This is a genomic window from Candidatus Nitrospira nitrosa, assembly GCF_001458735.1.
GTDB classification, from domain to species: domain Bacteria; phylum Nitrospirota; class Nitrospiria; order Nitrospirales; family Nitrospiraceae; genus Nitrospira_D; species Nitrospira_D nitrosa.
Map to the genome: position 1 here is coordinate 1,234,851 of NZ_CZQA01000001.1, position 24,123 is coordinate 1,258,973.

Consider the following 24,123-nt stretch of genomic DNA (forward strand, 5'->3'; position numbering starts at 1 on the left):
ACAGCTCCCTAGGTGATCATGTTTGCGGTGTCGATAGGCTTTTGGTTTGGTCTGCCCGGTGAATGAGGATCAGATTCCGAACATACACGAACGTCCCAACGCCTTGTCCAGAGATGAAGACCGGATCTTGACGGTAGATGGCGTACGCGAGGGTGATCAGTCCTCCGATCAGACTCATATACCAAAAAGAAACCGGGACGCGGCTTTCGGCCTTCCGTTCTGAGGCGAGCCATTGCACCACCCAGCGACCAAAAAACAGGGCTTGGCCGAAGAAACCGATCCCCACCCAGATGGCTTCAGTGGTCATGAGGCGCTTGGAGGGAGATGCTCATGGTCTGTTCTTGCAGGAGTGTCTTCAGTCTCGTGGGGTTCGGTTGCTGGTTACGAAATTTGTACTGGATGACGCGGTTCTGCATCCACCGTACAGCAATCAGGTCATACAGCGATTTGAAGAGACGATTACCCATGCCATATTTCGACACACCATGGATTCGGGGATAGTGACGAACGGGGACTTCGGTGACGGTGAATCCGTACATCAACGCGAGAGCCGGGAAGAATCGATGCATGCCCTCAAACAGCCGGATTCGTTCCAGCACCTGGCGCCGAAACACCTTGAGCGGGCATCCCGTATCGTGGACCCCGTCGTGCGTGAAATAGTTTCGGAATCGATTGGCGATCAGCGATGAGAATTTTTTCACGAGCCCATCCTGACGTTGTTGCCGCCATCCACACACCACATCATGGGTGGTCGTATGCGGCAGGAGCTTCAGGATGTCCTCACTATCCTGCTGGAGATCGCCGTCGATCTGGATGATGAGTTCGCCTGAAGATTGGAGAAAGCCTGCCTCCAGCGCACAGGTTTTGCCGTAGTTGCGATCAAAATGAAAGACACGGACTTGCTGGTGCTGGGCGGCTAAGCGGTCCAACTCTTCACTGCTGCCGTCGCTGCTTCCATCGTCCACGAAAATAATCTCGAAAGGACGGGAGTGTGACGGCTCGTACGAATCCATCACCTTCAATAGGCTGGTAATAAGAGGAGACAAGTTCTCCCGTTCATCCTTGATCGGGATGATGACAGAGGCCCAAGGGGATGGTGAGGTCATAAGTGTGCAAAAACCGGAGGACACGATTATTTAATCAGACTCGGCATTCTAGCGGAAGGGGGAAAGGGGGTCAAACGCTTGAGAATAATGGTGCAGGGTTGTGACAGGACAGGAGAGAGATTACTTGCCGGCAGACACGACGGTAAAGCGCATGGTGCCCATTAGACTCATCTCGTTGATTTGCTCACCGGTATGGATCTCAATTTTGTATCGACCGGGCTTCCAGCCTCCGCTGGGTGGGGGCAATCGGAGGTAACCGCTTTCATCCTCTAAGGCGATGCGCATGGCATCCTCGCTCACCAGCGTTTCCGGAGAAAGCCCTGGCACCTGTTCTGGTGTGCAACGGCCAAACACCGTGAAGGCCTGATAGTGTTGATGCAGGGTAAAGACGATGACAATTGCAGTCGTATCCGGAGAGAACCGTTCCGTGGGGTGGATCGGCACGATCTCATGGGTACGCTGGAAACCCAACCGCTCCTCAAAATCATCCGCCAAGGTAATCGAACGAAACAAGCCCTGTGGGGGAGCATCAAAATCATAGGTCTTTATATCTTCGGTGCGGTTTTGAAACTCGGAGATCGGCACATTTTCTGTGAGGGGGAGTTCTTCGCCCGTCACCACCGTGCTCCATAGGACGGCGGCCACCATCCCCAAGCGGGCTACGGGTGATCGTTTCATCAGCATGTCTGTCTGCTACACCCGTCGCGGCTGTGCTGTCAAGGAAACGGGGGGCCGGCGACCCATTGCGACATTTTCGAACCATCTGTTAGGATTTCGCCCATCGTTTGTCCGATATCCCGACAATAGGCATGAATGGTGATGGAACGCTATGTTGCAAGATGCTGATGCCCTTCCACAGCTAATTGGCGAATACAAGCCACTCGACCAGTGGCAGACCCATCTCAACCAGGTGTTTTATGGGTTGCGCGGTGACCAACTCCGATCCTACTATCAGACCTTCGCCTCCGCAGACTTCAGACTGGCCCATGCGTTGGCAGCTGACTACCACGAGCAGGTCACAAAACGTGAGAAAGCGTCAGGTGTCGGGCGTCAGGCGTCACGCGAGAATGCGTCGGAGTCGCGCCTCACCCTTCACTCTTCACCCCTTACGATTCTTGAGCTCGGTCCCGGCAATGGCAATCTGGCTGCCTGCTTCTTGACCCATCTCAAAGTGCTGGACAAGCAGGGGACGACCTACCCCCGCGTGCGGTATGTCATGGTTGATTGGGAGCAGCCGGTGTTGGATGGCGCGTTGGCCCATCCGGATTTAGCGACCCACCGGGATCGCGTGGATAGTCATTGCGGTTCAATTGAGCATGTGGCGGGTCTGGCTGAGGGGAGCGTGGACCGCATCTTCTGCAATGAGTTGTGGAACGATCTGCCCACAAAATTGTTGGCGAAACATGGTGGAGACATCGAGGAAGAGTATATCCGCCCCAACTTGAGTGAGTTTCTCCATGCCAAGATCCAGGATTGGTCTGGGTTTGTCCGGGCGTTTCAGGAGAAGGATCTCGAGGCGCTCAAGACGTTCCCGCCGTTTTTGGATGAGCTCGTGTGGGAGAAAGAGTATCGGAAGATCGAGTGGAAGGATGTGCCATACCGAAAGACGATCGTGGAGTTTCTCCACGCCATTGATCCGGAAGTATTGGTGCCGGTGAATCTTGGCGCCTTTGCGACGCTGAAGGAGGCCAAGCGATTATTGGCTCCTGACGCGGTCGGGCTCAGCGTCTTCGATGCCGGGACGGGCGATCTTAAAGTGCTCAACGATCCTGAGAAGCCCTGCTACGGCCAATTCGGCGGACAATATAGCTTTATGATCAACTTTACGTTGGTCGAGGCTGTGGCCAAACACCTAGGCTTCAAGCAGACAACCCTGGAGGCCCAACGGGAATTTGTGGGGCGATCGTTGAACACGAATGTCATCACCCTGATGGATCTCTTAGCCACCCATCCGTCCGCTGGGCCGAAACTCCAAGCCTGGGAGCAGGACCGTTTGGTTCTGAAGACCATTCGAGCACTGGATGAGACATTCGAAAGCCCCTATCGTCGTCGGCTCGCATTTCCGCTCGGCACGAATATTCCACCGGAAGAGCGGGAGACTCTTGGGGCGCTTCTGCGTTCGTTAAAAGAGACCGGTATCCCGGACACCGTGGCCTATGTGACTGAAGAGGAACTTGCGCGCGCGCAGAGGGATCTCGAAGATATTGGGTATGATCCCGATACGATCGCAATGGCCATGAGCGCCCCTCCCAGCCCGATTGAATATTGCCACTTCGCTTGTCGGTAACGGGCAACGCCGGTTCAAACGGGTTGCATTCTGAGTGTTGATGGATCCAGAATGCGAAGCACATAAGGAGAAGGCGATGAGCTCCTTCGGTACAGGCATAGCCGGGCTCGTGGGAACCGTGGTGTTTCTCATGGGGATGTTATCCTTTGCCCAAAGAAGATGGGCCATAGGCTGTGCATGGCTGATCTCGGGGGTGTTGTTGATCGGCCTCTTAACCTTCCTCGACAAGCCGGGCTCCCACCCATCAGAAGAACCCGCGGCTGTACGATCAACAGGCGGGTAGTCTCCGCCTGTCGGACTGTCCTGGGTTCACCTTCTGGATCAGTACTGCACTAACCGCTGCAACATCCACTTGGGGTCAGCAAGTGCCTCAAAGCGTTGCCGAAGCAGAGTGATGGAAGCGGGTGACGTGAGTGGTCTAGAGCGTACCCAGCACTGCGTAAAATTGATCGGGGCGTAGCTCGATCTCACGGAGAACCTCTCGGATAAGTGCCGAACAAGATCTCGACCGGGGTGATGAGGTACCGTCGTAGTTCGGCCGTCGGGATGCCGATAGAAGACGTGACTGCCTTTCTACCGAACGGCATGGAAGCCGAGCGCGAGCAAGATGCGCTCCATTGTCTTGGCATCCACCGCCTTGAGTCTTGTCATACAGCGACGTCAATCTGCTGCAAGCCAACAAATCGAGGTAATTCGTCCAGATTGTCCGGATACTCCTCAAGGCAGAGCATGCGCACTTCCTTCAAATTTCCGTGAAGTTCATCAAGAGTGTGTCTTTTGCTATGGGTGCCCGGCACATCTGGGATGACCCTCACATACAGGTGGGTCTCAGGATCCCACTCGAAATAGGCGGAGAACGTCTTGATTCGTGCCCCCCCCCTGATTAATTCACGGTTCCATTTAGAAATTTGTTGTCTCGGTTTATTCCTAGGTCAAATTCAGCAGACATCCACTCATCTGAGGGCTCGTGCATAGGGGGGAGGGTACCGCCTGATGGCCTGGGGCCAGTTTCCTGCCCAACGTTCCCTACGCTTCTGCTATGAGCCGCTGCCGCGCCACGTACAAATTCGCCAACCCGTAGCTGATCTGGAGCCAGTGCGTATTTTTCGCTAACCCACGATATCGTACTTTGGCCCACCCGAAGATCCGCTTGATCACCAAGAACGCATGCTCCACGTTCGCCCGCACTGTTGACTTCGTGCGGTTTCTTGCCCGCGCCGCCTCACTCAGTGGTCGATGCCTATGCGCTTTGGGTTGCACGAAACTCTTGGCTTTGGGTGCGTGCTGTCGAATCACCTACCGCTGCCCACTGTAGGCCGAGTCACCCCACACCCGCGTCTCTTGCCCATGCAGTACTTGGGCAACACCTGACGGTCATGCCCATGGGCAGCCGTGGTGGCGACGGAATGAATCAGCTTCGTCCGATGCATCTCCGGATCCCGCTTCTTCTGACGATTCTTCGTGGAACGCGGGGCGGCAATGCTGGTGGCATCGACAATCGTCCTGCGGCTGACCTTCAGTCCGTGGGCCGCCAGATATAGCCCAATCCGCGCAAAAGGTTGTTCGCCGATCTGGTGAGCCTCCAGTAGATGCCGAATCTTGCAGATCGTGGTTTCATCGGGCACGGACTCGCGGCCCAGATCAATCCCTACAAACTGTCGCGTGGCGCGCGAGTCGTACAGCGCCTCTTCGACGGCCGGATCGGACAGGTGGAAGCGCTGTTGTAGATACTGCAGCCGCAGCATGCGATCGATCCGCCGCCAGCGGACGCCCAGGGCCGTCGGTCTTGGGGTACACCGGCTCGATGCCCGTCATCAATTCCGCCCACGGCACCACGCGATTCATCTCGTTGAGAAACTGCTCGCGGCGAGAGAGCTTGCGATATTGTTCGAATGGGACTTCGGCAAAGGTCTGTTGGTGCATGCGCGTGTCTCCTGTTCAGTGCGGCCTTCCTCTTAGCCCATCACCGACGGGGAATAATCAGACCTTCCCTAGGGTGCGCTGCTAAAGCAGTTGTGTGCCACACCAAAACCTACAGAGGAGATTTGCGAGTGCATAAGTTTTAGTTTTTCCGCGCAGGGTATCCTTTTAGATTCTGGATCGGAACAGATACAGCTGGTGGCAGCGAGTGGGGTTGGCGCAATCCACGCATCCTGGCCGATGTAAATTACTTGAGAAGTGATATGGCTGAGTGGGTTAACGCTCCGGTACGTAATTTGCTCGTCAAGCCCGGTAAGCGTTTCACTGTTCGTTATGCAGGAAGCTGTATTAAGACAGTGCAGTGTGCATGTTGAGTCGAAATGCAAACCATGGTTGATGGGAAGGAGGTTCTTTCAAGCATGGAATGTGTGACCTTGGTCTCAATGTGTTGAGATAACTAAGAACAACGGAGGGCAAAGACTGATGAAGAAGCTAACACTGATCGTCGCGTTTCTTCTGTCGCTAACGTGGGTGATCCCTGCAGTAGCCAACGCAGGAGGTCCGGTTGTACTAATGGGCATTGACGCCGAGGATGGTGGCGTTGGAGGCCATGGTCCCATCAGCGTCTATCAAAGCGTGGCGACGAGCATTTTGAGTCAGGTTACCAAACCTGGTGCCACGGGCATCCTCGTCATCGGTGGAGACAATATCCAGGTCCAGCCATGGTGGCAGGCGCTGGGAGCCGGGGTTGGGCAGACCGTGACGTTTGTGAGCGGTCCGGCTATCGCCACACAGGATTTCACTTCCTATAAGATGATCGGGATTGCTAGCGACTATCTGAACACCTTTGGCGGGATGACGGAAGCCGATAACAACTTGCTGACTGCCAGAGCGGGTGACATTGCTGCGCATATCAACAGTGGTGGCGGCCTTCTGGGATTTTCAAGCTGTGCCTTAACCACTCCCTATGGCTATCTAGGAGGGGCGGTAACCTGCGGGTCCCTCGATGCATCTGATATCACCCCAACGGCTGCTGGTACGGCTGTCGGTATTTCCGATGCCCTAGACATTTGCTGCTGGCATGATAACTATGTAACCTTCCCGAGTTTTCTAAATATCTTGGCCACATATCCTGCCGCCGGGGGGTTAGTAGCTGCCATTGGCGGCGCTAATGTGGTTGTCCCAGGGTTCGTGCTCACCCCTGCGACAGGCACCAACATCGTCGGGACCTCCCACACGGTTACGATCGCCGTCAGCCAAACGACTGGTGGAGTGACATCTCCAGTTTCTGGTGTCACGGTAAGCTTCGCCGTGACCGGAGCCAATACAGCCAACGGCACCTGTGTAACTGTTGCCAATGGCCAGTGTACCTTTACCTATACGGGGAACACGGTTGGCAATGATACCATCACTGCCATGGCAACAGTTGTAGGCCAGTCACAGACGGCAACTGCGACTAAGACGTGGATAGCTCCCCCATCGGTAGAGGTGCCGTTCGATATTCATCCCACATCCTGCCGTAATCCGCTCAATGCGAAAGAGCCGGGTGGTGGTGAGAGGACCGTGATCCCAGCCGCGATCCTGGGTACCGTTACCTTTGATGTGACCAAAATCAATGTGGCTACAGTCAGACTCGAAGGGGTTCCAGCGATACGATCCTCCATTGAGGATGTGGCAACACCCTTTATACCCTTCATCGGTAAAAAGAACGCGACGGATTGCAACACCGGGGGGGCTGATGGCTTCCCAGATCTCACCGTGAAGTTTAACAAGCAGGCCGTGATCAACGCGCTGGGTGGCGCAGGCGCTCTCAGCAATGGCCAAGTGCTGGTGCTGCATCTCACCGGTAATTTGTTGGATGGGACACCCATCGTCGGCGAAGACGTGGTGGTTATCCTCAACAAGCCGTAGACGCGTGTATCATTGGGGAGGGGGGGCTATTCAGGCCTCCTCTCCCTCATAGTATTCTGAACGCAAACGAACGGGGAGGCCTCCATGAAGTGATTCAAACGATTCTTTGAAAAGAAGGCAGTGCGTGGAATGGACTATTCCCCGAGAAGGCACCTGAGCACCGTCGACGTTGAGATGCTGGAGCCAAGGCTGCCCCCGAGTGCGCTCTGCGATTTTCAAGTGGTTGGGCAGACAGGGACTTTCAATTCCAATGTTGGGAACCAAGTCATTTCGAGCCTGTCTGATGCCTCTAGCCAGACTTTCGCTATTCAACGGTTTTCGCGCGCGGATCTATTGATCCGCTCATTGCAAGGTCCCCGAGATTGGCCCAACACTGTGTCTGCGGGAGCGATGGTTTGAGAGGGTGGCTTGAATTCAAGGTTGAAGTGCAACACCTGCGGCCCGCGCAAAGACTTCGGCTGGGGTCCGATAGGCGAGGCATTTCCGGGGTCGATTATTCAATTCCTCCACGACCGACGCAAGTCGGTGTGCCGTGATCGTGGAGAAATCCGTCTGTTTCGGGAAATAATCGCGTAATAAGCCGTTGGTGTTCTCATTCGTCCCACGTTCCCATGCCGCATAGGGAGCGGCAAAGTACACCTGGAGCCCCAGGGTCCGTTGAAGACAGCGAAACGACGCCCATTCACTCCCGTTATCCACGGTGAGGGTCCGCCGTACATGCGCTGGAAGCGGGTGCAGAAGTTTCCGCGTGGCCACCGTGACCTCTGTAGCAGTCCGGCGTGACACCTTGGCCGCCAGAAGAAAGCGACTGCGCCGGTCCACGTGCGTAGCCACGAAGCCGCGCTGGCCTCGACCGACCACGAGATCCCCTTCCCAATCTCCCAGGCGTCCTCGGCGTTGTGCAATGGCCGGTCGCTCGGCGAGAGACACGCGTCCCACTCCCGTAGCGTTTCCGACGCCGACAATGGTGGCGGAGGTACCGCGACCAAGATCCTCCCGTGCGGTGATCAGCTGCCAACCATGTATAGATCGTTTGATGGCTGATCCGCATCTGAGTGGCGTGGGGATAGTCAACCCGCACACGGTGAGCAATCTGTTCGGGCGACCAGCGGCACTGCAGCTTCTCTTGGACATAAGTTGCCAGCATACCACTCGTCAGATGTGACCGCCGAATGTTACGGCGACGGCGCTGCGCATCGCAATGGGCCCAGTACCCAGCATAGGCTCCACTTCCATCACCGTTCCGTCGCAGTTCCCGGCTGATGGTACTCGGCGCTCGCCCGAGCTGGGCTGCAATGGACCGAATAGACCAGCCAAGCATTCGCATCGGGGCCATCATTGACCGTTCTTCCAAGGTGAGGTGCTGATAGGGCATGGCAGACTCCTCGTTGCTGGAGGTGAAATGTCTGCCCCACTCTATCGAACCGCACCACCCAAATCTCTTCGTCGCGACCTGCGTTGCACTTCAAATTAGAATTCATCGGGAGAAGTTTGAAGTTTCAGGGTCGGATACCTTTTCTAGCCTCCAAACATCAATGCTATACGATGCGGAGCGGATTGATGGAAGATAGTCGTGGTGCTCAATGCCGCTTGACTCACTTGCGAGTCTTAAGCCTAGAAGCCTTCTGCATTGGCGACGCGCTTCATCGGTGTCCTCAACGAAATCGGTGATCGAGCCCAGCTGACTGACCGCCGTAAATTTGGTTTGCTGACCATGACAGCGTAGGTCAGTTTGCGCGACTCGCCTTCACGTGGCCGCTCCGTTGACAGAGGTCGTGTCCACGTATATCGTGATGCATATACACTGCCATGTCGAAGGGGGCTTGCAATGGCGACGCGAAAAAAGACGAAGCTCTTTATGAGCGGTAACAGTCAGGCCGTGAGAATCCCCCGAGAATTTCAGCTGGAGGGTGACGAAGTCGAGATTGAACGGAGGGGTAATACGCTCGTCATTCGTCCGAAGGCGCGGACGTGGCAGCTGCTTCTGGACAGCCTTGCCCTGTTTACCGACGACTTCATGGAAAGGGGGAGGCAGCAACTGCCGGTCCAGAAGCAAAACTCTTCCTTCGCACGAAGGTGATGCTGGATACCAACATCTGTATTCACCTCATCAAACAACAAACTCCCACCATCCTTGAACGTTTTCTCTCTCATCCGGTCGGAGATATCGGTATTTCCAGTGTCACAGCTGCTGAATTGGCTTATGGAGTGACCAAGAGTCGTCACGCGCTTGCATGAATGAACTGGGGTCGGGTCTTGTATCGTGCATTGTGAAATCCAAGTCGATTCTCAATGTGCCTGTCCCCCAAAAGCATACTGATTAGGGTCTGTGCTGCGCCGAGCGGCTGATGCAAGTATGCACGATGTCGGTGGTCAGGCTTTGATAGAACAGGCCTACCTCGGCGGCTCGCCGCTTGAGTAGTTTACGGTCGGTGGTTGATCACCGTATGGTGATGTGGGTGTGTTTGCGAGTGAAAATGGAAAGTGGAGACTGACTGTGAACTGTGCATCGTCCTTCATACGGGCATGGTGAAATTGTTCCCAGCGGTACAGAACTACGAATACGACTCATCCCAGAGCGCTTTCACGAACTCATGGATCGGAAGGATCGTCACTTCTCCCATCTGTCTTCGACGTGTTTCCAAGCTCACGCAAAGATAGCGCTTGAGTTTTCGCTCCTCTGCCAACGCTTTTAAGGATTTCAGGTCATTGGGGCCGACGTTTTCACTCGCCTTAAGTTCGATCGCGGTGTGATCTCCCAAGATAAAATCGACCTCAAAACCGGACTTGGATTTCCAAAAGGCGAGAGTCTCACCAGAGACATAGTCCACATAGCTCTTGAGTTCGTGGAAGAGATAGGTTTCCACCGCTTGCCCGTACTCCGGGGTCCCTCGACGGTATTGCCGTTCCTGCAGGGCGGCTACGACGCCGATATCAAAAAAATAGTATTTGGATGAGGCCAATGGTTTGCGTTGCTTGGTTTCGCGCCAGGCCGGCAGTTCATGGAGAATGAGTGTATCTTTTAAGATCTCAAAGTACTCGTAGATGGTGGTGCGGGGGACTTGGGCGTCGGTGGCGACGTTGGTGAAATTGATGATGGTGGCATTGCAGTAGGCCGCTACCTTCAGGAACCGGCTGAAGGCCGAAATGTTTCGTGTGGCTCCCTCAGCGACGATTTCCTGCTGCAGATAGGATCCGATATAAGCGACAAGATCGGCGCGAGGATCGTCGGAGAAATAGATGGAGGGGAGACCCCCGCAGGAAATAAACTTGCCGAGGTCGAAGTGTTGTCCCAATTCTCCCTGCGTGAGTGGGTGCAGGTATTTGGTTCGTGCACGTCCGCCTAAGAGATTAATCCCTCCTTGGCGAAGCTTGCGGGCGCTTGACCCTGTGAGCAGAAAACGAATCCCTCGTTGTTCGATGAGGCGATGGACTTCGTTCAGCAGTCCGGGAATCCGTTGAATCTCGTCGATGACCACCAGCCGATCTATGGGAGTGAGTTCTTCTGCCAGTCGCTGTGGGCGCTGGCTGAAGGCTAGATAGACCGACGTGTCCAAGAGATCGTACACGCGAGCACTCCGGAAGCTTTGGGTAATGAGAAAGCTCTTCCCCGTTTGGCGGGGCCCTAACAGGAAGTGAGACTTCTTCTCTGCCAGATGTTCTAAGTTCAGGACTCGAGGAATGGTTGGTAGGCGGATCATGAAGGTAAGGTGCCAGGTGACGACTCTCTCGTCAAATGGCATGCCAAATGACGACTCTGCCGACACCGCATTACCTCAGGAAGTGTGCTTACGATCGAGGAATTGCCGCCGGCAGTATGCCTTGCCCTCGTATGCGCCTCACAATAGTTGCCGAGGGGCTGATCTTCTGAAGGGCTCGTGGTCGCTTTCTACCTCCAGTAGCGTTGACTCAAGAGAAACCCGTTTATATACTTACGAATCACCCGGAGGCGACTCAAATGAAAATAGCCATCGGCTTGCTCGTCCTCGTCGTGCTTCTCGTCGGCGGGGTGCTCGCACTCCCTTTTCTCGTCGACCTCAATAAGTACCAAGATCAGTACAAACCGCTCATCGAAGAGGCGCTGAATCGCAAGATTCAGCTGCAAGACATTCGCTTAACGGTCTGGCCAAGGATCGGCGCGCGTGTGGCGGGATTTGCGGTACTGGATGATCCGGCCTTCAGCTCAAGTTCGTTCGCGTCCCTTTCGTCATTGGACGTGGGTGTGAAGCTGATGCCGTTACTGAGCGGCAAAGTCGAGGTCGAAGAGATCACGCTCCATAATCCGGTCATTACGGTGATCAAAAATAAGAACGGAGTCCTCAACGCCTCGACGATTGGACGAAAAGGTGTGCCGGTTCCAGAGAAGCCCTCGCGTGCTCCGATTCCTTCGACGGAAGGTCCGCTCAAGCTTCTGGCGTTGCTCGCCGTGGACCGCGTATCGCTCGACGGGGGGAAGGTGACCTACCGTGACCTGTCGGCTGCAAACCCGACAGAGTATGTGCTGCAAGATCTGGAGCTGATCTTGCGTGAGGTTCGTCTTGGTCAAACGCCACAGCTCCATGTTGCGACACTCGTACAGCCATTCAATCTTCCGGTGAAGCTCGATGGGACGTTTGGCCCGTTGCGAGAGACGATGGACATCGATGCAGTCAATTTCCAGCTGGGTATAGGGAAAACGGATTTCACAATCACTGGGAAAGCAGCCGGGAATGATGCAACGATCAACATCAGTTCACCGATGATCAGTACGGCAAATCTCCCAGTGACGCTTCCTCTGAAGAAGCCAGTCGAGGTCAAAAACTTCCAGCTTGCCGCCGAGGTAAAAGGGCAAGAGGCTAAGCTGAATTCCTTGTCGTTCAAACTGTTTGAGGGACAGGTCAAGGGGCAGGGAAAGATGATTGCGGGAGCAGAGCTGCCTCCATTCAAGGGTATGGTCACGATTCAAGACTTACAACTCGGCCCGGCGCTGAATGCCGTTTCGGACGCGCCGGTGTCGGTGAGCGGTACTGCCGGGGCCGACCTGTCGCTACAAGGCAAGGGGTTCTCCATGCCGGATCTGACCAAGGCCTTGGAAGGGACCGGTCATCTGGCTGTGAAAGATGGGAAGATCGAAGGAGTGAATATCCTCCAAGAAGTGGCCGACGCGCTCAAGGTTGCCGGCATTTCGATGGGTGACGCGAAGACCACGGCGTTTTCGACGATCGAGACCGATCTGGCTATCAAGCAAGGGGTGATCAATGTGCAGCGGCTCTTGATGGACAGCCATGATTTTCAGGCGACCGGCGGAGGCACCATTGGATTTGACCAAAAACTGAACTTGATCGTGAACCTCAATCTGTCACAAGATGTGAGTCAAAAGATTTCAGCTGCGTCGCCCGTCGTCCAAATCGCTATGAAAGAGGGGCGACTCAGCCTTCCGCTCACGATTTCCGGAACGGCTCAGGCTCCTTCGTATGGAGTCGATGTGAAGGGCCTGACCGGAAAGGTACAGGAACAGGTGAAAAAGAAGGTGGAAGAAGCCGTCGGTGGATTGCTCAAGGGCACGACGAAACCAGAAGACTTGAAGAAGGAAGGGCAAGAGCTCCTCAAGGGGCTCTTCGGGAGATAAGCACATGCCGTCAATGAATGTTGTGGATATGCTCGCGCAGTATGCCGTGCAGTACGGGCTGCAGGCGGCCGTTGGGCTGGGTATCTTGGTCGCGGGCATGATGGCCTCGCGTGGGGCCGGGAATGTTGCTCAACAGGCGCTCGAAAAGCAGACGCTTGAACCGCCGGTCCGTTTGCTCCTGGTGCGCATCGTCAAGATCGTGGTGATGCTGTTTACGGCCATGATCGCTTTGCAGACAATGGGTGTGCCCATTGCCCCGTTGATCGCCGGCGTCGGTGTCGCCGGCGTGGGCATCGGACTGGCCTTGCAAGGCGTGTTGAGCAATGTGATGGCCGGGCTCTCGATTATCTTCAGCAAACCCTATAAGGTCGGTGAACATATCTCGCTGTTGGGCGTGCATGGGGATGTCGAGGTCATCGATATCTTTACGACGACACTGAAGCATGCGGACCATTCCCGCGTCATCATTCCCAATCGCAAAATTGTGGGAGAAATTTTGCACAATTTCGGGGTGATCCGTCAGGCTCAGGTGACGGTCCCGCTGTCCCATCGCGCCAATGTCGATGATGCGCTGGCGCAGGTGCAAGACATACTTCAGCAGCATCCTAAGGTGTTGAAGGAACCTGCTCCCGGCGTAGGAGTGTCGGCTGTGGGTGAGTCATCTCTGACGCTCGCTGTGAGTCCGTGGACTGCAGTGGGAGATTACGGGGCAGTACAAGGCGAGCTGAATAAGCTGATTCTCGAGCGATTTCGGGCGCGTGGGATCGAACTCCCCACTTCTCGCCATCAGGTTCATCTGGTGAAAGACTAGTGCCCTCCGGATCACGAACGTCCGGCCTCCCCTCAAGGTGAAGGATCAACCCAAGCCCATCGATTCTGTCTTGTTGGCGTCGGCTTGCCGGTGCTAGGATAATCTCCTCCACGTGGCAAACGGGAAGGAACGCGAACCACAGGAGAGCATGTTAGGAGAACGCCGATCTTTCGGTCAGATCTATGTTGTGGGGTTGTTTACATCCATCGCCATCTCGTGAGGTGAGGTCATGAGTCGATTAACCACTACCGACCAATCTGTTGAGGCGCATCAAGGTCAAACGGAGCGTCCTCTTCAGAAAGGCGAATTCCCTCCTCCTGACGATCCATCGGCCAGTGGTCATCTCGACAAGATTCGGGACATTCTCTTCGGCGCACAGGCCCGGGAGCATGACCGCCGGTTTGCACAACTTGAACAGCACTTGCTGCGGGAAGCCACCGATCTCCGTCATGATCTCAAACGACGCTTTGAGAGTCTCGAACTCTACATCAAAAAGGAAGTTGAGTCTCTGACGAACAGGCTGTCGACGGAACAGGACCTCCGAGGAGAGTCTGTGACGAGACTGACGCAGGATCTCACGCAACTGGCCGCGACCTTGGAGGAGAAGGCCCACCGACTCGAACAACAGGCGAGCCAAGCACAGTCTCATGTCTTGCAGCAGTTGGCGGAGCGTACCAACGAGCTGGCGGATGATGTTCGTACTCGTCATGCAGAAACGACATCGGCTCTCGAAGGAGCAGTTCGGGACCTCCGTGCCGAAAAGACGGATCGCACATCACTCGCAGCCATCTTGATGGAGGCAGCGCAACGACTCTCGAACGGCGAGGCACCTACCAGTCGAGCCTGAGGCAGGCTCAGGCTCCCGGCCAAACTTGAAGGCGTGCGCACTGCGGCTTGTAAGAGTCAGTTTCACGGATGCTTCTTCGGTGGTGTTTTACGCGAGACGGTAGTGTGACGCTATGTCGACTGATCCACACAGACCTCGCCAACATTCTCAACCCTCACCGGCACGCGTGCCGGTCGACGAAGACTGGACCCAGCTCCGGACGCTGTTACTGGCTCCGGAACAGACGCAACTCGACGAACTCCGAGATCGACTCGACAATCGATCAGTGGAACCTCGGGATGTCAGCCGAGTCCTTCCCGAAGCCTTTGCTCTACGCGGAGGGGGCGACAAGCAGATATCGGCCGTCCTGACTCCCTATGTCGAAAACGGCTTTATTGCGACCGTGCGGAAGTCACCGCAGGCGATCGTTGATGCGATCGCACCCATCATGGGTCCGGCCATTCGGCAGGCCATTGCACGTGCCTTGCAAAGCATGACGGAGGCCTTCAACCACTCGCTGGACGAAAGCCTCTCATTTCGGGGGTTCCAGTGGAGACTGGAAGCTTGGCGAACCGGCCGCACGTTCGCAGAGGTAGTCCTGTTCCATCGACTGCGATATCGGGTGGACCAAGTATTTCTCATCCATCGGGATACGGGGCTGCTGCTCCATCACGTCGCAGCAGAGGGCGTGGTCGTCCAGGACCAACATGTCCTATCCGGCATGCTGACGGCGATTCAAGATTACGTTCGTGATTCGTTCGGAGCCACGCAAGACCAGACACTCGACCAGTTCCAAGTTGGAGAGTGGACGGTCTGGGTCGAGCAAGGGTCCCGCGCCTATCTGGCCGGTGTGATTCGAGGAACCCCCCCGGCTAGTCTCAGAGAGAGGTTCCGGGATGTGCTGGATCGTATTCACGCCGAACAGGCCGAGTCCTTGGTGTCTTTTGAGGGAGATGCCGCCCCGTTTCAAACAGTGCAGCCTCGCCTCGAAGACTGTTTGCAAGCCCATTATGAATCAGCTCAGCCACGAAGCGCACTGAAGCTCTGGATTCTTGGAGGTGCTGTTGTGCTGGCGTGTTTCTGGTGGGGATGGACCGCCTATCAAACCCATGCCCGATGGACTCATTTCCTTGTGCAACTTAGGACTGAGCCGGGGATTGTTGTAACGAATGAGCGCTCGACGTGGGGCGGGCATCATCTCGAAGGGTTGCGAGATCCTCTGGCCAAAGACCCGTCATCCTTGATCAATGAGGCCGGTCTTGACGAGTCAACCGTGACGGCCTCGTGGTCTCCTTTTTATGGGCTCGATCCTCAACTGATTAGGAGACGAGCGCAGGTGATGCTGAAGCCCCCAAGCACCGTCCAGTTTCGCGTTGATGGGGATACACTGGTGGTCACTGGGTCGGCATCGATTGAATGGGGCAATGAGACGAAGCGGCTGGCGTCTTTTGTGCCGGGAATTGCACACTACAGTGACGAGGGACTCGTCACCGTCTCCATCTCCGATCTCCTGAATCGGCTCAACCATGCCGTTATTCATTTCAGTTCCGGCTCAGCGACGATCGAACCGTCGGAACGTTCGGCGGTGAATGCGGTCTTGGTTGTGTTGCGGGATCTGGATCACGCTGTTTCTCAATCGGATCAACGCGTGCGGGTGGACATACTTGGGTGGGCTGATCAGACTGGGTCGGCGGCCCTCAATCTCAATCTCAGCAGACACCGGGCTGAGGCTGTGCTGGCTGCTCTGGGAGGAGTACACCCGAGAATCCTCACAACCGTGAGAACAGGCACAAGTGCTGAGCGAATTGTGACATTTCGAGCGTCGCTTGAAGCTTCTACCAAGGACTCTGAGCCTGCTCAGCCATGATGCAAAAGAAAGTTTGCATGTTAGGGGGATTTGCCGTCGGGAAGACCAGCCTCGTTCGACGATTCGTGACCAACGTGTTTTCAGCGCACTATCAGACGACGATTGGGGTAACCGTCGAGAAGAAGACGGTCACGGTCGATCATCAGGACGTGATGCTCATGCTGTGGGACCTCTATGGTGAGGATGAATTCCAACATGTCCGGGAATCGTATTTGCGCGGATCATCTGGTTATATCCTGGTCATAGACGGCACGAGGAAGGCCACGCTCGACACGGCTCGTCTGCTCCAGCAGACTGTTGTGCGGACGGTTGGACCCCTTCCATTTGTCGCGATCATTAACAAGTCCGATCTCCGGTCGGAGTGGGAGATCGATCAGCCGGTTATCGAACAGCTACGTGAACAAGGGTGGTCGGTCTTCTTCGGGAGTGCCAAGCTTGGGCAGGGGGTTGACGAACTTTTCGGCTGTCTTGCCGCGATGCTGCTGAGTCCGGCGCCTCCGTCAAGGATTTGTCCATGACGGACCAATCCCATCTTCACGACCCCTCGCTGTCCGATCATGTATTGGCCGCGCTGGATATCGTCGTGTTGGAGTGGGAAGAAAAATCGGGAGAATTTCGGCTTCAAGGGGCTCCACCTGAATGGTGGGGCCAGCGCTTTGGTCCGGCCATCCGCTGCGCGCTGGATCCTAGCCAATGCTCGCCGTTCTTGCAAGATTATCTAACCGGCATTCACACGGTGTGGCAGGGCGGTCCAGGTACGATTGAAAAATCCGGTCCCTGGACGGAGTCCGACCAACAGGGTGGCACGATGACACTGGAAGCCAGGGCGCTGTCCCTTGGGCTTCGCAAGCTCGTGCTTATAGAGCGTCTTGGCTCGGACTTTGAGAACATGCGGTCCATCGTTCAACGGGCTCGTGAACGGATGCTTGCCGAAGACATCACCGCAAAGTCGCATCACAAGACGGAGACACGCTTGATCGGCCGATTAGAAGCGAGTGAGCGTACGAAGGACGATGCGCTGGCGTTGCTCCAGCAACTAGGACTTGCCGCGATGGTCTTGGACGAGCGCGGACAGATCGCATTTGCGACGGATCGCACGCTCGAGATGCTCGGTATTGCCGCTCAGGAGGCTATCGGTCAACCCTGGGATCAGGTCTTATCATTCAGTAAGGAAGACCGTCGGTTGGTTCAACATCTCCTCGACGGCTCCTCGCAAACTCGTTCCGGCGGACCATTGTGTCTGGAGGGGGCTTGCTCCAGATGGATTGAGTTGGAGGTCCACAGAGACTTGCGTCATCCCGTTCGACGTATTCTGATCCTTTCCGACCGCACGGAGCTCCATGCGCTTCGCCAAGCCCTCAATGAACAAGCGTCGTTTCATGATCTGGTCGGGAAGAGCTCCGTCATGCTTCGTGTCTATCAATTGGTGCGTGACGTGGCACAGGTTGATACCACGGTGTTGATCGAAGGTGAGACGGGGACGGGAAAGGAACTCATTGCTCGAGCGATCCATTCATCCAGCGGCAGAAGGAACAAACCGTTTCTCGCGGCGAATTGTGCGGGTTTGACCGATTCTATTCTGACCAGCCAGCTCTTCGGGCATAAGCGCGGAGCCTTTACCGGCGCCATCCAGGATCAGCAGGGCTTGTTCGAAGCGGCGGAGGGAGGCACGTTGTTTCTGGACGAAATCGGAGATATTCCGCCTCAGGTTCAAACAGCACTGTTGCGGGTCTTGCAGGAGAAGGAAATCACCCGTCTAGGGGAGGCCAAACCTCGTACCGTCAATGTTCGTGTTGTGGCGGCTACCCATCACAACCTCAGCGAAGACGTTCTTCGAGGATCGTTTCGGGCTGATCTGCTCTACCGAATACGAATCGCGCGAGTCCAACTTCCCCCTCTTCGAGACCGGCGTGAAGATATCCCTCTGCTGGCACAATCGATGCTCGGGAAAATCTGTGCTCCGACCGGGAAGACGGTCGAGCGGCTGCACCCGGACACACTTCGCGTACTGATGAGCTATTCCTGGCCTGGGAATGTGCGTGAGTTGAAGAGCGCGGTTGAGTTCGCCGTGATCAGTTGCAAGGGGAATGAGATCTGCCCCGCTGATCTTCCTCCGGAGATTGCCGGAGCCACTCTGGCAGCCAGCCCGTCCGTCTTCATCCCGTTGTCGAATCAAGACGAGAAAACTCGATTATTGACAGCCCTTTCAGACGCGAACGGCAACCGAACCGAAGCTGCCAAACGATTGGGGATCAGCAGAGCAACGTTTTATCGTCGTCTCGTCGAGTTCGATATCCACGCGCACTGACTCGCTGCGTTCCCAACCTGTCCCTCCTCGTCCGGCGACCACTCTACAATTGTGCCACTCCTGGTGGTACTGGGGCGTCCACTATCTCCCGGACAGAATTCGTCATTGCCGCACACAGAACCCTGTCTCATTTCTTGTTGTGACTGTCTCATGAGACAGTCACATTGGATCAGCTGAGACGCCTTTCCTGGGCCGATAATGCATGGACATGTGAAAATCCCTCGACAATCAATGCAACTGCATACACCAGGATGCTGGCATAAGGATTGTTAGAGGCATCATGGCATGACAGCGCTATCGCACCTGCGAAACGCTGTTCACGACCATGAACGCTGATACCTGGAGAGAGGATATCCCTGTGACGACTCAAGGCCTTCTTGTCAAAGGGACACATGGTGAGGACTACTTGCTCACGACCGAAGCCAATCGTGGGATGCGCACTCATCGGCTGGTGGTGTTAAAAAAAGTGAATGACCAGTGGAAATCTGTGGAGGGCACTGAGGAGCTGGTTTGTCGTGAGGGGTTGATCGGTGCGTTCGTCGACTATGTTGTCGATCTCTGCAGAGTGTTGAACTCCTCCGGCCATCAACAGACATCGGAGACTGCTTCTATTCAGCGGTCATCCATAGGATGCGGCCAGCTAGTAGAGCCTGCAGTGCTCCCACAGGGAAGAACGTGATGGTCAAGCGGACGCGCCTTACCAATCTCAAACTCGAGGGTCAATACGAAGGATCGTCGTATGCGCTGTAAACGGTGCAATGGTTTGATGCTGGTGGAGCATTACGCAGAAGATGAGCGCGAAGAGCAGGAAGCAGGCCGGGGAGCTCTGCGTTGTGTCAATTGTGGAGCGATGGTCACCGTCAGAATGCTCAGAAATCTTGTGGCTCGACAAGCAGAGCGAATCAAGACGTCAACGTCTACTGGTGTGTACCCGCGACATGCGAAGCGCACCATGAGTGTCACGGGGACGCTCTGAGAACACTGAGTAGAGGATCGGAGACCGTGCATCGCACAACATCGGCATAGGGGTAGGATTTGCAGAGGCTCAGCCGAAGAGTCTCACGGGCGCCTCGTGGAGTGTCTACGGGGAGTAAGCGGTGGTGATCGAAACAGCAGGGAGTCAAGTCATGAGTCTCGTGCAGAAGTGGGAGCGTTGTATGGAGCAATCAGACAAAGAGCGGCGGCCGATTCGTGTGCTCATCATTGATCGTTCCATCCTGACACTTCAGGGAATCAAAGACTTTTTCTCCAGAAGCCATCATATCGAAATCATTGGTATGGCCGGGACTCGACAGGAGGCACTCCACGCCATTCATGCCGAACAACCCGACCTGGTCTTGGTGGAGGCTCAAGTGGGACAGGACAGCGGGATCGAGCTCTGTAAAACCATTCGGCAGCTTCATCCTCAGGTAAGAGTTCTCTTCTTTACCACGCAGGATGATAAGGACGTCTTGCGTGCCGCGATTATGGCTGGAGCGCATGGATACCTGCTGAAGAGTGCGACAGCCGAATCGATAACGAAGAGTCTTGAGATTGTGGCGAGTGGAGGGGCCATCATGGATCAGCACTTAACCGAGCAAGTGATCCAGTGGCTCCGTGATGGCCGTACGTCAGGGCATGAGCAATGGAAAAAGACCTGCTCAAGTGAAGAACGACACTTGCTTTCTTTAGTGGCCTCCGGGAAGACCAACAAAGAAATCGGACAGGAGCTGAATGTCGCGCATACGGTGATTGCTTCTCGTCTACAGAAGATCTACAAGCGTCTCAGAATTTCCAGGCGCTCTGAAGCGGCTCGGTATTACGTCGATCTCGAACAGAAGAGGCAGAATGGACCGGGCCCCTTTTGCAGCGAGTGATGATCCCGTTCCACTCTTCTAGAGCAAAGCGGGATCCGATGTCCGTCGTGTCGTGGACGCAGTGGGTGAAGAGAGGATCACGGGCGAGCGATATGGAAGGGTTGTGCATACCGAATCCAAAAGGATTTCTTGCAGTGATCTTGTAAACACGGTATATCCGTAAGTCCGAGTAGCGTTAGGAAATTACGTATCAATATAAAGGAGGACCGATGAGGCCATCGATAGTCATGTTTGGGTTGATCGTGGTGTGGTGTCTGACAACGATGGAGCACGTTGCCTTTTCTGCCGATGACGCCGCGCTCGTGTCACAGGTCGAACCGGCTTTCGATGTGGTTACCCTGAAAGACGGCAGTGTGATACACGGCGAAGTGATCGAAATGACCGGTGGGCTCTTGGTGATCAAAAGCGTTCTGGCTGCAGACTTCATCAAGGTCAAGTGGTCTGAGGTGACTAAGCTGGCTGTCTCACATCCAATTCCCTTTCATCTAAAGGATGGGACCGTTCTTAACGGGACGGTGGAAGAAGGGGACCCGGGGATGATGAAGGTGAAGGCGGGCCCAACCGGCGGTACCATGACGGTCCCGATGGATGCGGTGACTCAGGTCAATCCGGTCATCCAATCTCCGGTCATTTACACCGGGAGTCTCAATGCCGGCTACTCACAATCCACGGGAAACAGCCATCTGCGGAACGTCAGCGTACTCGGAGATTTGGTGGCTCGGAGTGAACAATTGCGGTTGACCTTATTGGGCCGCTACGTGTACGGAGACAACCACGGGAGTTTACAGGTAAGGAATGGTCGCGGAACCATTAAGTTGGACTTCTTCATTACCAAGCGATTGTTTTGGTACGCGTCGGCCTATGTCGAGAACGATTTTCTTCAAAATCTCAAGCTGAGAACGGCGATCTCCAGTGGACCGGGATATCAATTCATCGAGCGCGGAGACTTTAACGGTATTTTTAAAGACATGACGTTTTACGCCGAGGCCGGTCCGACGTATTTCAACGAGGACTACCGTAATAATAGCCTCACCGGGGATCGGGCGAGCTTTCGCGCGCGTGTCGCAATGAAATGGGATTGGCCGCTGTTTGATGGTCGAGTGACGCTCTACCACTACAACGAGATTTTCCCCTCGGTCCAGAATGCATCGGACTTCTTCTTTACGATGGATAACGGGGTTCGCATGAAGATCATTGCCGGTCTGGCGAGCGGGTTCCAGGTGACCACGCGCTACAACAATCGGCCGCCTGCAGGAACGAGCGATACTGATAACTTGTACTTATTCACGCTAGGGTATGCATTCGACACCACTCGCAAACGCTAGCGTCCTTGCGGGGCGTAGGTCAACGAGTTCGTTGAGGAGGAGGGCATTATGTTAAAGGAATTCAAAGAATTTGCCATGAAGGGCAATGTTCTGGATATGGCGATCGGTGTGATTATCGGTGGGGCATTCGGGAAGATTGTGTCGTCCATGGTCAGCGACGTCCTCATGCCGCCGATCGGATTAATGATGGGCAAGGTTGATTTTTCCAGTTTGTTCATCGATTTATCCAGGACGTCTCCACCGTCGTTAGCTGCGGCAAAAGCGGCTGGAGCTCCCACGCTGAATTACGGAGTTTTTTTGCAAAGTGTGTTTGATTTCCTTATCATCGCATTTGTCATCTTCATGTTGGTCAAACAGGTGAATCGGTTCAAAAATGAAGCTCCACCACCAGCACCACCTGCGCCGCCGGAACCAACCAATGAAGAAAAGTTATTGAGAGAGATCCGCGATCTCCTCAAGAACCGTCAATAAGTCGGCCGCATAACCTGACCGGAGCGTTGCGGGGCGATGCCGCGCAACTGAGGAGGAGAGGACACCATGCGAACGTTCGAAACCGCCGTGGTCGTAACAGGGCTGGTTGCCTTAGTCGGCTGTTCTTCGTCTGCCAAGCACACTGGTTCTTATATTAAGCAGCCGGAAGTGTGCATCGACAAGAAATGGTACGGCTATCACCTGGGAAGCGGATGCCCTTCTACGGTACAAGCGGTGGCATCCGATCCAACAGCTGATCGCCTGGCGGCTCTTGAGCGGGAACGTCAACGGTTGGCTGATGAGCTCGAAGCCGCGCGGAGACAAAATGGAGATCTGAGCCGCCGGGTGGGTGAGTTAGAACGGCAACTGGCGGACCGCGAACATGAGATTTCCCATCTTCGCTCTGGATCGAGTGATCAGGATGCCTTGTCGAGCCAGCTTTCGTCGGCCAGAGGCGATATCGGTCAGTTGCAAAGTGAACGGGATAGGCTTGCAGCAGAATTGGCCGCCGCGAAGCAGCGGATGGCGGATCTTGAGGCACAGCTGGCCGATCGAGACAAAGACCTTTCGGGCCTTCGGGGTGACCTCTCTGCGGAAATGGCAAAATTGAAGCAGGCAGAGCGGGGATTGATCCGGGCACTCAAGCCGCAAATCGATGAAAAGAATATCACCGTCGATCTGAATAACGAGCGGTTGCTCATCAATCTGGCATCAGGCTATTTATTTGGGTCCGGTGAGGACCAGCTCAAGCCGGGAGGAGCGGATGCGCTTAAGCAGGTTGGTTCCATCCTGAAGGATTTTCCGGAGTATCAGGTGCATGTCGAAGGTCACACCGACAATCGGCCGATTCTCGGCGCATTGAAAAAGAAATTCCCGTCCAATAAGGAATTGTCCGAAGCGCGTGCAGCGAACGCCGCGCAAGCCTTAGCAGGCGGTGGGTTTTCAGGTGCCCATTCAATGGGAGCAGCCGATACCAAACCGGTGGTGTCCAATGCGACCAGTGAAGGACGGGCCAAAAATCGCCGCGTCGAAATCAGCGTGACCAAGTAGTCGGGTATCGTTTTAGAGGAGCGGCGAGATGTCGCCGCTCCGTTCGCTATCATCTGCGAGTCGAGTAGAAGGAGATTCATCATGCAGCGGAGAAGGAGCTTAGTGGGTGCGGCCGTAGTACTTGTCATGGTTGGTCTGGGGTCGGCAGTATGGGCTGTCGACATGGGCGCCATGAAGCAAAAGGTTGAGACCGTGAAAGGCCAGGCGGAGAACGTCAAAAAGGAAGGTGGCGAAACCGCACAAAGCGCCAAGGATCTGAAAGCACAGGATGCGATGAAGAATGCAGGAGAAGCAAAGGATGAGGGCAAGAAACTGAAAGATGCCGTTACTGGCAAGTAGGGTGCGCAGAGATTTCTTCTGGGTTTAGGTCGGCGCGTCGCAAACGCGCCGACTCTTCCTCCTACCTCACGTACCAGCAAACCTTTCCCCTTGCTCTTGCTACTCACTGTAGACTCTCTGAAAGTCTCCATGAGCTGAGACTGTGAGGGTCGTCTAGATCCACTTCATTTCCTCAGCGAATCCTGCGCATAGTGGTCAGCACTATCTCGGGATCCAAGCTATACATGACGACAGAATTTCTACTCTCTTCGTCATTCCGGGCTTGACCCGGGATCCAGTCCTACTCTGGATTCTCGCTTTCACGGGAATGACAGACACTGCCGTGATGAACGTCGCTGCGTATAGACGCCATTTGCAGCGCGATGTGATCACAATGCGTTGTGAGAATTGGGAAAAGGAAGGGAAACGGGATTGTCCATTGCGGGATCTCTGAGCCAT

General features: G+C 55.2%; 22 protein-coding genes and 3 pseudogenes. 18 read left to right on the forward strand and 7 right to left on the reverse strand.

The window, feature by feature from the left end:
• Positions 1–16: 16 nt before the first annotated feature.
• The 3 genes from COMA1_RS05825 to COMA1_RS05835 form a co-directional block, all read right to left on the reverse strand.
• The gene (locus COMA1_RS05825; protein WP_090745081.1) at positions 17–307 is read right to left on the reverse strand and encodes a lipid-A-disaccharide synthase N-terminal domain-containing protein; all 291 of its coding nucleotides are present in this window, start codon (positions 305–307) and stop codon (positions 17–19) included.
• Positions 297–1,106: a glycosyltransferase family 2 protein gene (locus COMA1_RS05830; protein ID WP_090745085.1), complete on the reverse strand. Its 810-nt coding sequence runs from the start codon at positions 1,104–1,106 to the stop codon at positions 297–299. The genes COMA1_RS05825 and COMA1_RS05830 overlap by 11 nt, the downstream gene beginning before the upstream one ends.
• Before the next feature lie 120 nt (positions 1,107–1,226).
• Positions 1,227–1,790 (reverse strand): hypothetical protein, encoded by a 564-nt coding sequence (locus COMA1_RS05835; protein ID WP_090745088.1) that lies wholly within the window; start codon positions 1,788–1,790, stop codon positions 1,227–1,229.
• Positions 1,791–1,935: 145 nt separating this feature from the next.
• Between COMA1_RS05835 and COMA1_RS05840 the strand changes: the two genes are divergently transcribed.
• Entirely contained in the window at positions 1,936–3,393 is a 1,458-nt protein-coding gene (locus COMA1_RS05840) for a class I SAM-dependent methyltransferase (protein WP_090745091.1), read from the forward strand.
• Between the two features lie 76 nt (positions 3,394–3,469).
• Positions 3,470–3,676, forward strand: coding sequence for a hypothetical protein (locus tag COMA1_RS05845; protein ID WP_090745094.1), 207 nt, complete (start codon positions 3,470–3,472; stop codon positions 3,674–3,676).
• 38 nt (positions 3,677–3,714) lie between these two features.
• On the opposite strand, the pseudogene COMA1_RS21955 reads toward COMA1_RS05845, so the two are convergent.
• Both COMA1_RS21955 and COMA1_RS05860 read right to left on the reverse strand, forming a co-directional pair.
• Positions 3,715–3,933, reverse strand: a pseudogene (locus COMA1_RS21955) (hypothetical protein); the annotation flags it as partial.
• 486 nt (positions 3,934–4,419) lie between these two features.
• Positions 4,420–5,316 (reverse strand): annotated as a pseudogene (locus tag COMA1_RS05860) (IS5 family transposase).
• Between the two features lie 480 nt (positions 5,317–5,796).
• Here COMA1_RS05860 and COMA1_RS05865 point away from each other — a divergent pair.
• Positions 5,797–7,224 (forward strand): Ig-like domain-containing protein, encoded by a 1,428-nt coding sequence (locus COMA1_RS05865; RefSeq protein ID WP_141654233.1) that lies wholly within the window; start codon positions 5,797–5,799, stop codon positions 7,222–7,224.
• 414 nt (positions 7,225–7,638) lie between these two features.
• On the opposite strand, the pseudogene COMA1_RS21515 reads toward COMA1_RS05865, so the two are convergent.
• A pseudogene (locus COMA1_RS21515) lies at positions 7,639–8,599 on the reverse strand (IS30 family transposase).
• A gap of 453 nt (positions 8,600–9,052) precedes the next feature.
• Between COMA1_RS21515 and COMA1_RS05880 the strand changes: the two are divergent.
• Both COMA1_RS05880 and COMA1_RS21960 read left to right on the forward strand, forming a co-directional pair.
• Positions 9,053–9,304 carry an antitoxin gene (locus COMA1_RS05880; protein ID WP_090745107.1) on the forward strand — a complete coding sequence of 84 codons (252 nt, stop codon included), beginning with the start codon at positions 9,053–9,055 and terminating at the stop codon, positions 9,302–9,304.
• Positions 9,304–9,462, forward strand: a complete 159-nt coding sequence (locus tag COMA1_RS21960) for a PIN domain-containing protein (RefSeq protein ID WP_342672677.1) — start codon at positions 9,304–9,306, stop codon at positions 9,460–9,462. Before COMA1_RS05880 ends, COMA1_RS21960 begins: the two co-directional genes overlap by 1 nt.
• 317 nt (positions 9,463–9,779) lie before the next feature.
• Here COMA1_RS21960 and COMA1_RS05885 read toward each other — a convergent pair whose 3' ends face one another.
• A complete protein-coding gene (locus COMA1_RS05885) occupies positions 9,780–10,967 on the reverse strand; it encodes an ATP-binding protein (RefSeq protein ID WP_090745110.1) in 1,188 nt (395 codons plus the stop codon).
• 215 nt (positions 10,968–11,182) lie between these two features.
• Between COMA1_RS05885 and COMA1_RS05890 the strand changes: the two genes are divergently transcribed.
• The 13 genes from COMA1_RS05890 to COMA1_RS05950 all read left to right on the forward strand — a co-directional run bounded on the left by COMA1_RS05890 (position 11,183) and on the right by COMA1_RS05950 (position 23,685).
• Positions 11,183–12,832, forward strand: a complete 1,650-nt coding sequence (locus tag COMA1_RS05890) for an AsmA family protein (protein ID WP_090745113.1) — start codon at positions 11,183–11,185, stop codon at positions 12,830–12,832.
• Positions 12,833–12,836: 4 nt separating this feature from the next.
• Positions 12,837–13,643: a mechanosensitive ion channel family protein gene (locus COMA1_RS05895; RefSeq protein ID WP_245630870.1), complete on the forward strand. Its 807-nt coding sequence runs from the start codon at positions 12,837–12,839 to the stop codon at positions 13,641–13,643.
• A gap of 229 nt (positions 13,644–13,872) precedes the next feature.
• Positions 13,873–14,490 carry a hypothetical protein gene (locus tag COMA1_RS05900; RefSeq protein WP_090745117.1) on the forward strand — a complete coding sequence of 206 codons (618 nt, stop codon included), beginning with the start codon at positions 13,873–13,875 and terminating at the stop codon, positions 14,488–14,490.
• Between the two features lie 112 nt (positions 14,491–14,602).
• Positions 14,603–16,336, forward strand: coding sequence for an OmpA family protein (locus COMA1_RS05905; protein ID WP_090745120.1), 1,734 nt, complete (start codon positions 14,603–14,605; stop codon positions 16,334–16,336).
• Positions 16,336–16,854, forward strand: a complete 519-nt coding sequence (locus COMA1_RS05910) for a Rab family GTPase (RefSeq protein WP_281176238.1) — start codon at positions 16,336–16,338, stop codon at positions 16,852–16,854. Before COMA1_RS05905 ends, COMA1_RS05910 begins: the two co-directional genes overlap by 1 nt.
• Positions 16,851–18,644, forward strand: coding sequence for a sigma-54 interaction domain-containing protein (locus COMA1_RS05915; RefSeq protein WP_090745127.1), 1,794 nt, complete (start codon positions 16,851–16,853; stop codon positions 18,642–18,644). Before COMA1_RS05910 ends, COMA1_RS05915 begins: the two co-directional genes overlap by 4 nt.
• A 358-nt stretch (positions 18,645–19,002) precedes the next feature.
• Positions 19,003–19,323 carry a hypothetical protein gene (locus COMA1_RS05920; protein WP_141654234.1) on the forward strand — a complete coding sequence of 107 codons (321 nt, stop codon included), beginning with the start codon at positions 19,003–19,005 and terminating at the stop codon, positions 19,321–19,323.
• Between the two features lie 60 nt (positions 19,324–19,383).
• On the forward strand, positions 19,384–19,620 hold the full coding sequence (locus COMA1_RS05925) for a hypothetical protein (RefSeq protein WP_090745133.1): 237 nt from the start codon (positions 19,384–19,386) through the stop codon (positions 19,618–19,620).
• Between the two features lie 151 nt (positions 19,621–19,771).
• On the forward strand, positions 19,772–20,500 hold the full coding sequence (locus tag COMA1_RS05930; protein WP_090745135.1) for a response regulator transcription factor: 729 nt from the start codon (positions 19,772–19,774) through the stop codon (positions 20,498–20,500).
• Positions 20,501–20,709: 209 nt separating this feature from the next.
• Positions 20,710–21,825: a DUF481 domain-containing protein gene (locus tag COMA1_RS05935; protein WP_090745137.1), complete on the forward strand. Its 1,116-nt coding sequence runs from the start codon at positions 20,710–20,712 to the stop codon at positions 21,823–21,825.
• A 48-nt stretch (positions 21,826–21,873) separates the two neighbouring features.
• Positions 21,874–22,296 (forward strand): large-conductance mechanosensitive channel protein MscL, encoded by a 423-nt coding sequence (mscL, locus tag COMA1_RS05940; protein ID WP_090745139.1) that lies wholly within the window; start codon positions 21,874–21,876, stop codon positions 22,294–22,296.
• Between the two features lie 66 nt (positions 22,297–22,362).
• Complete coding sequence (locus tag COMA1_RS05945; RefSeq protein ID WP_090745142.1) at positions 22,363–23,346, forward strand: OmpA family protein; 984 nt, start codon at positions 22,363–22,365, stop codon at positions 23,344–23,346.
• A gap of 81 nt (positions 23,347–23,427) precedes the next feature.
• Entirely contained in the window at positions 23,428–23,685 is a 258-nt protein-coding gene (locus tag COMA1_RS05950) for a hypothetical protein (protein WP_090745145.1), read from the forward strand.
• Positions 23,686–24,123: the final 438 nt, after the last annotated feature.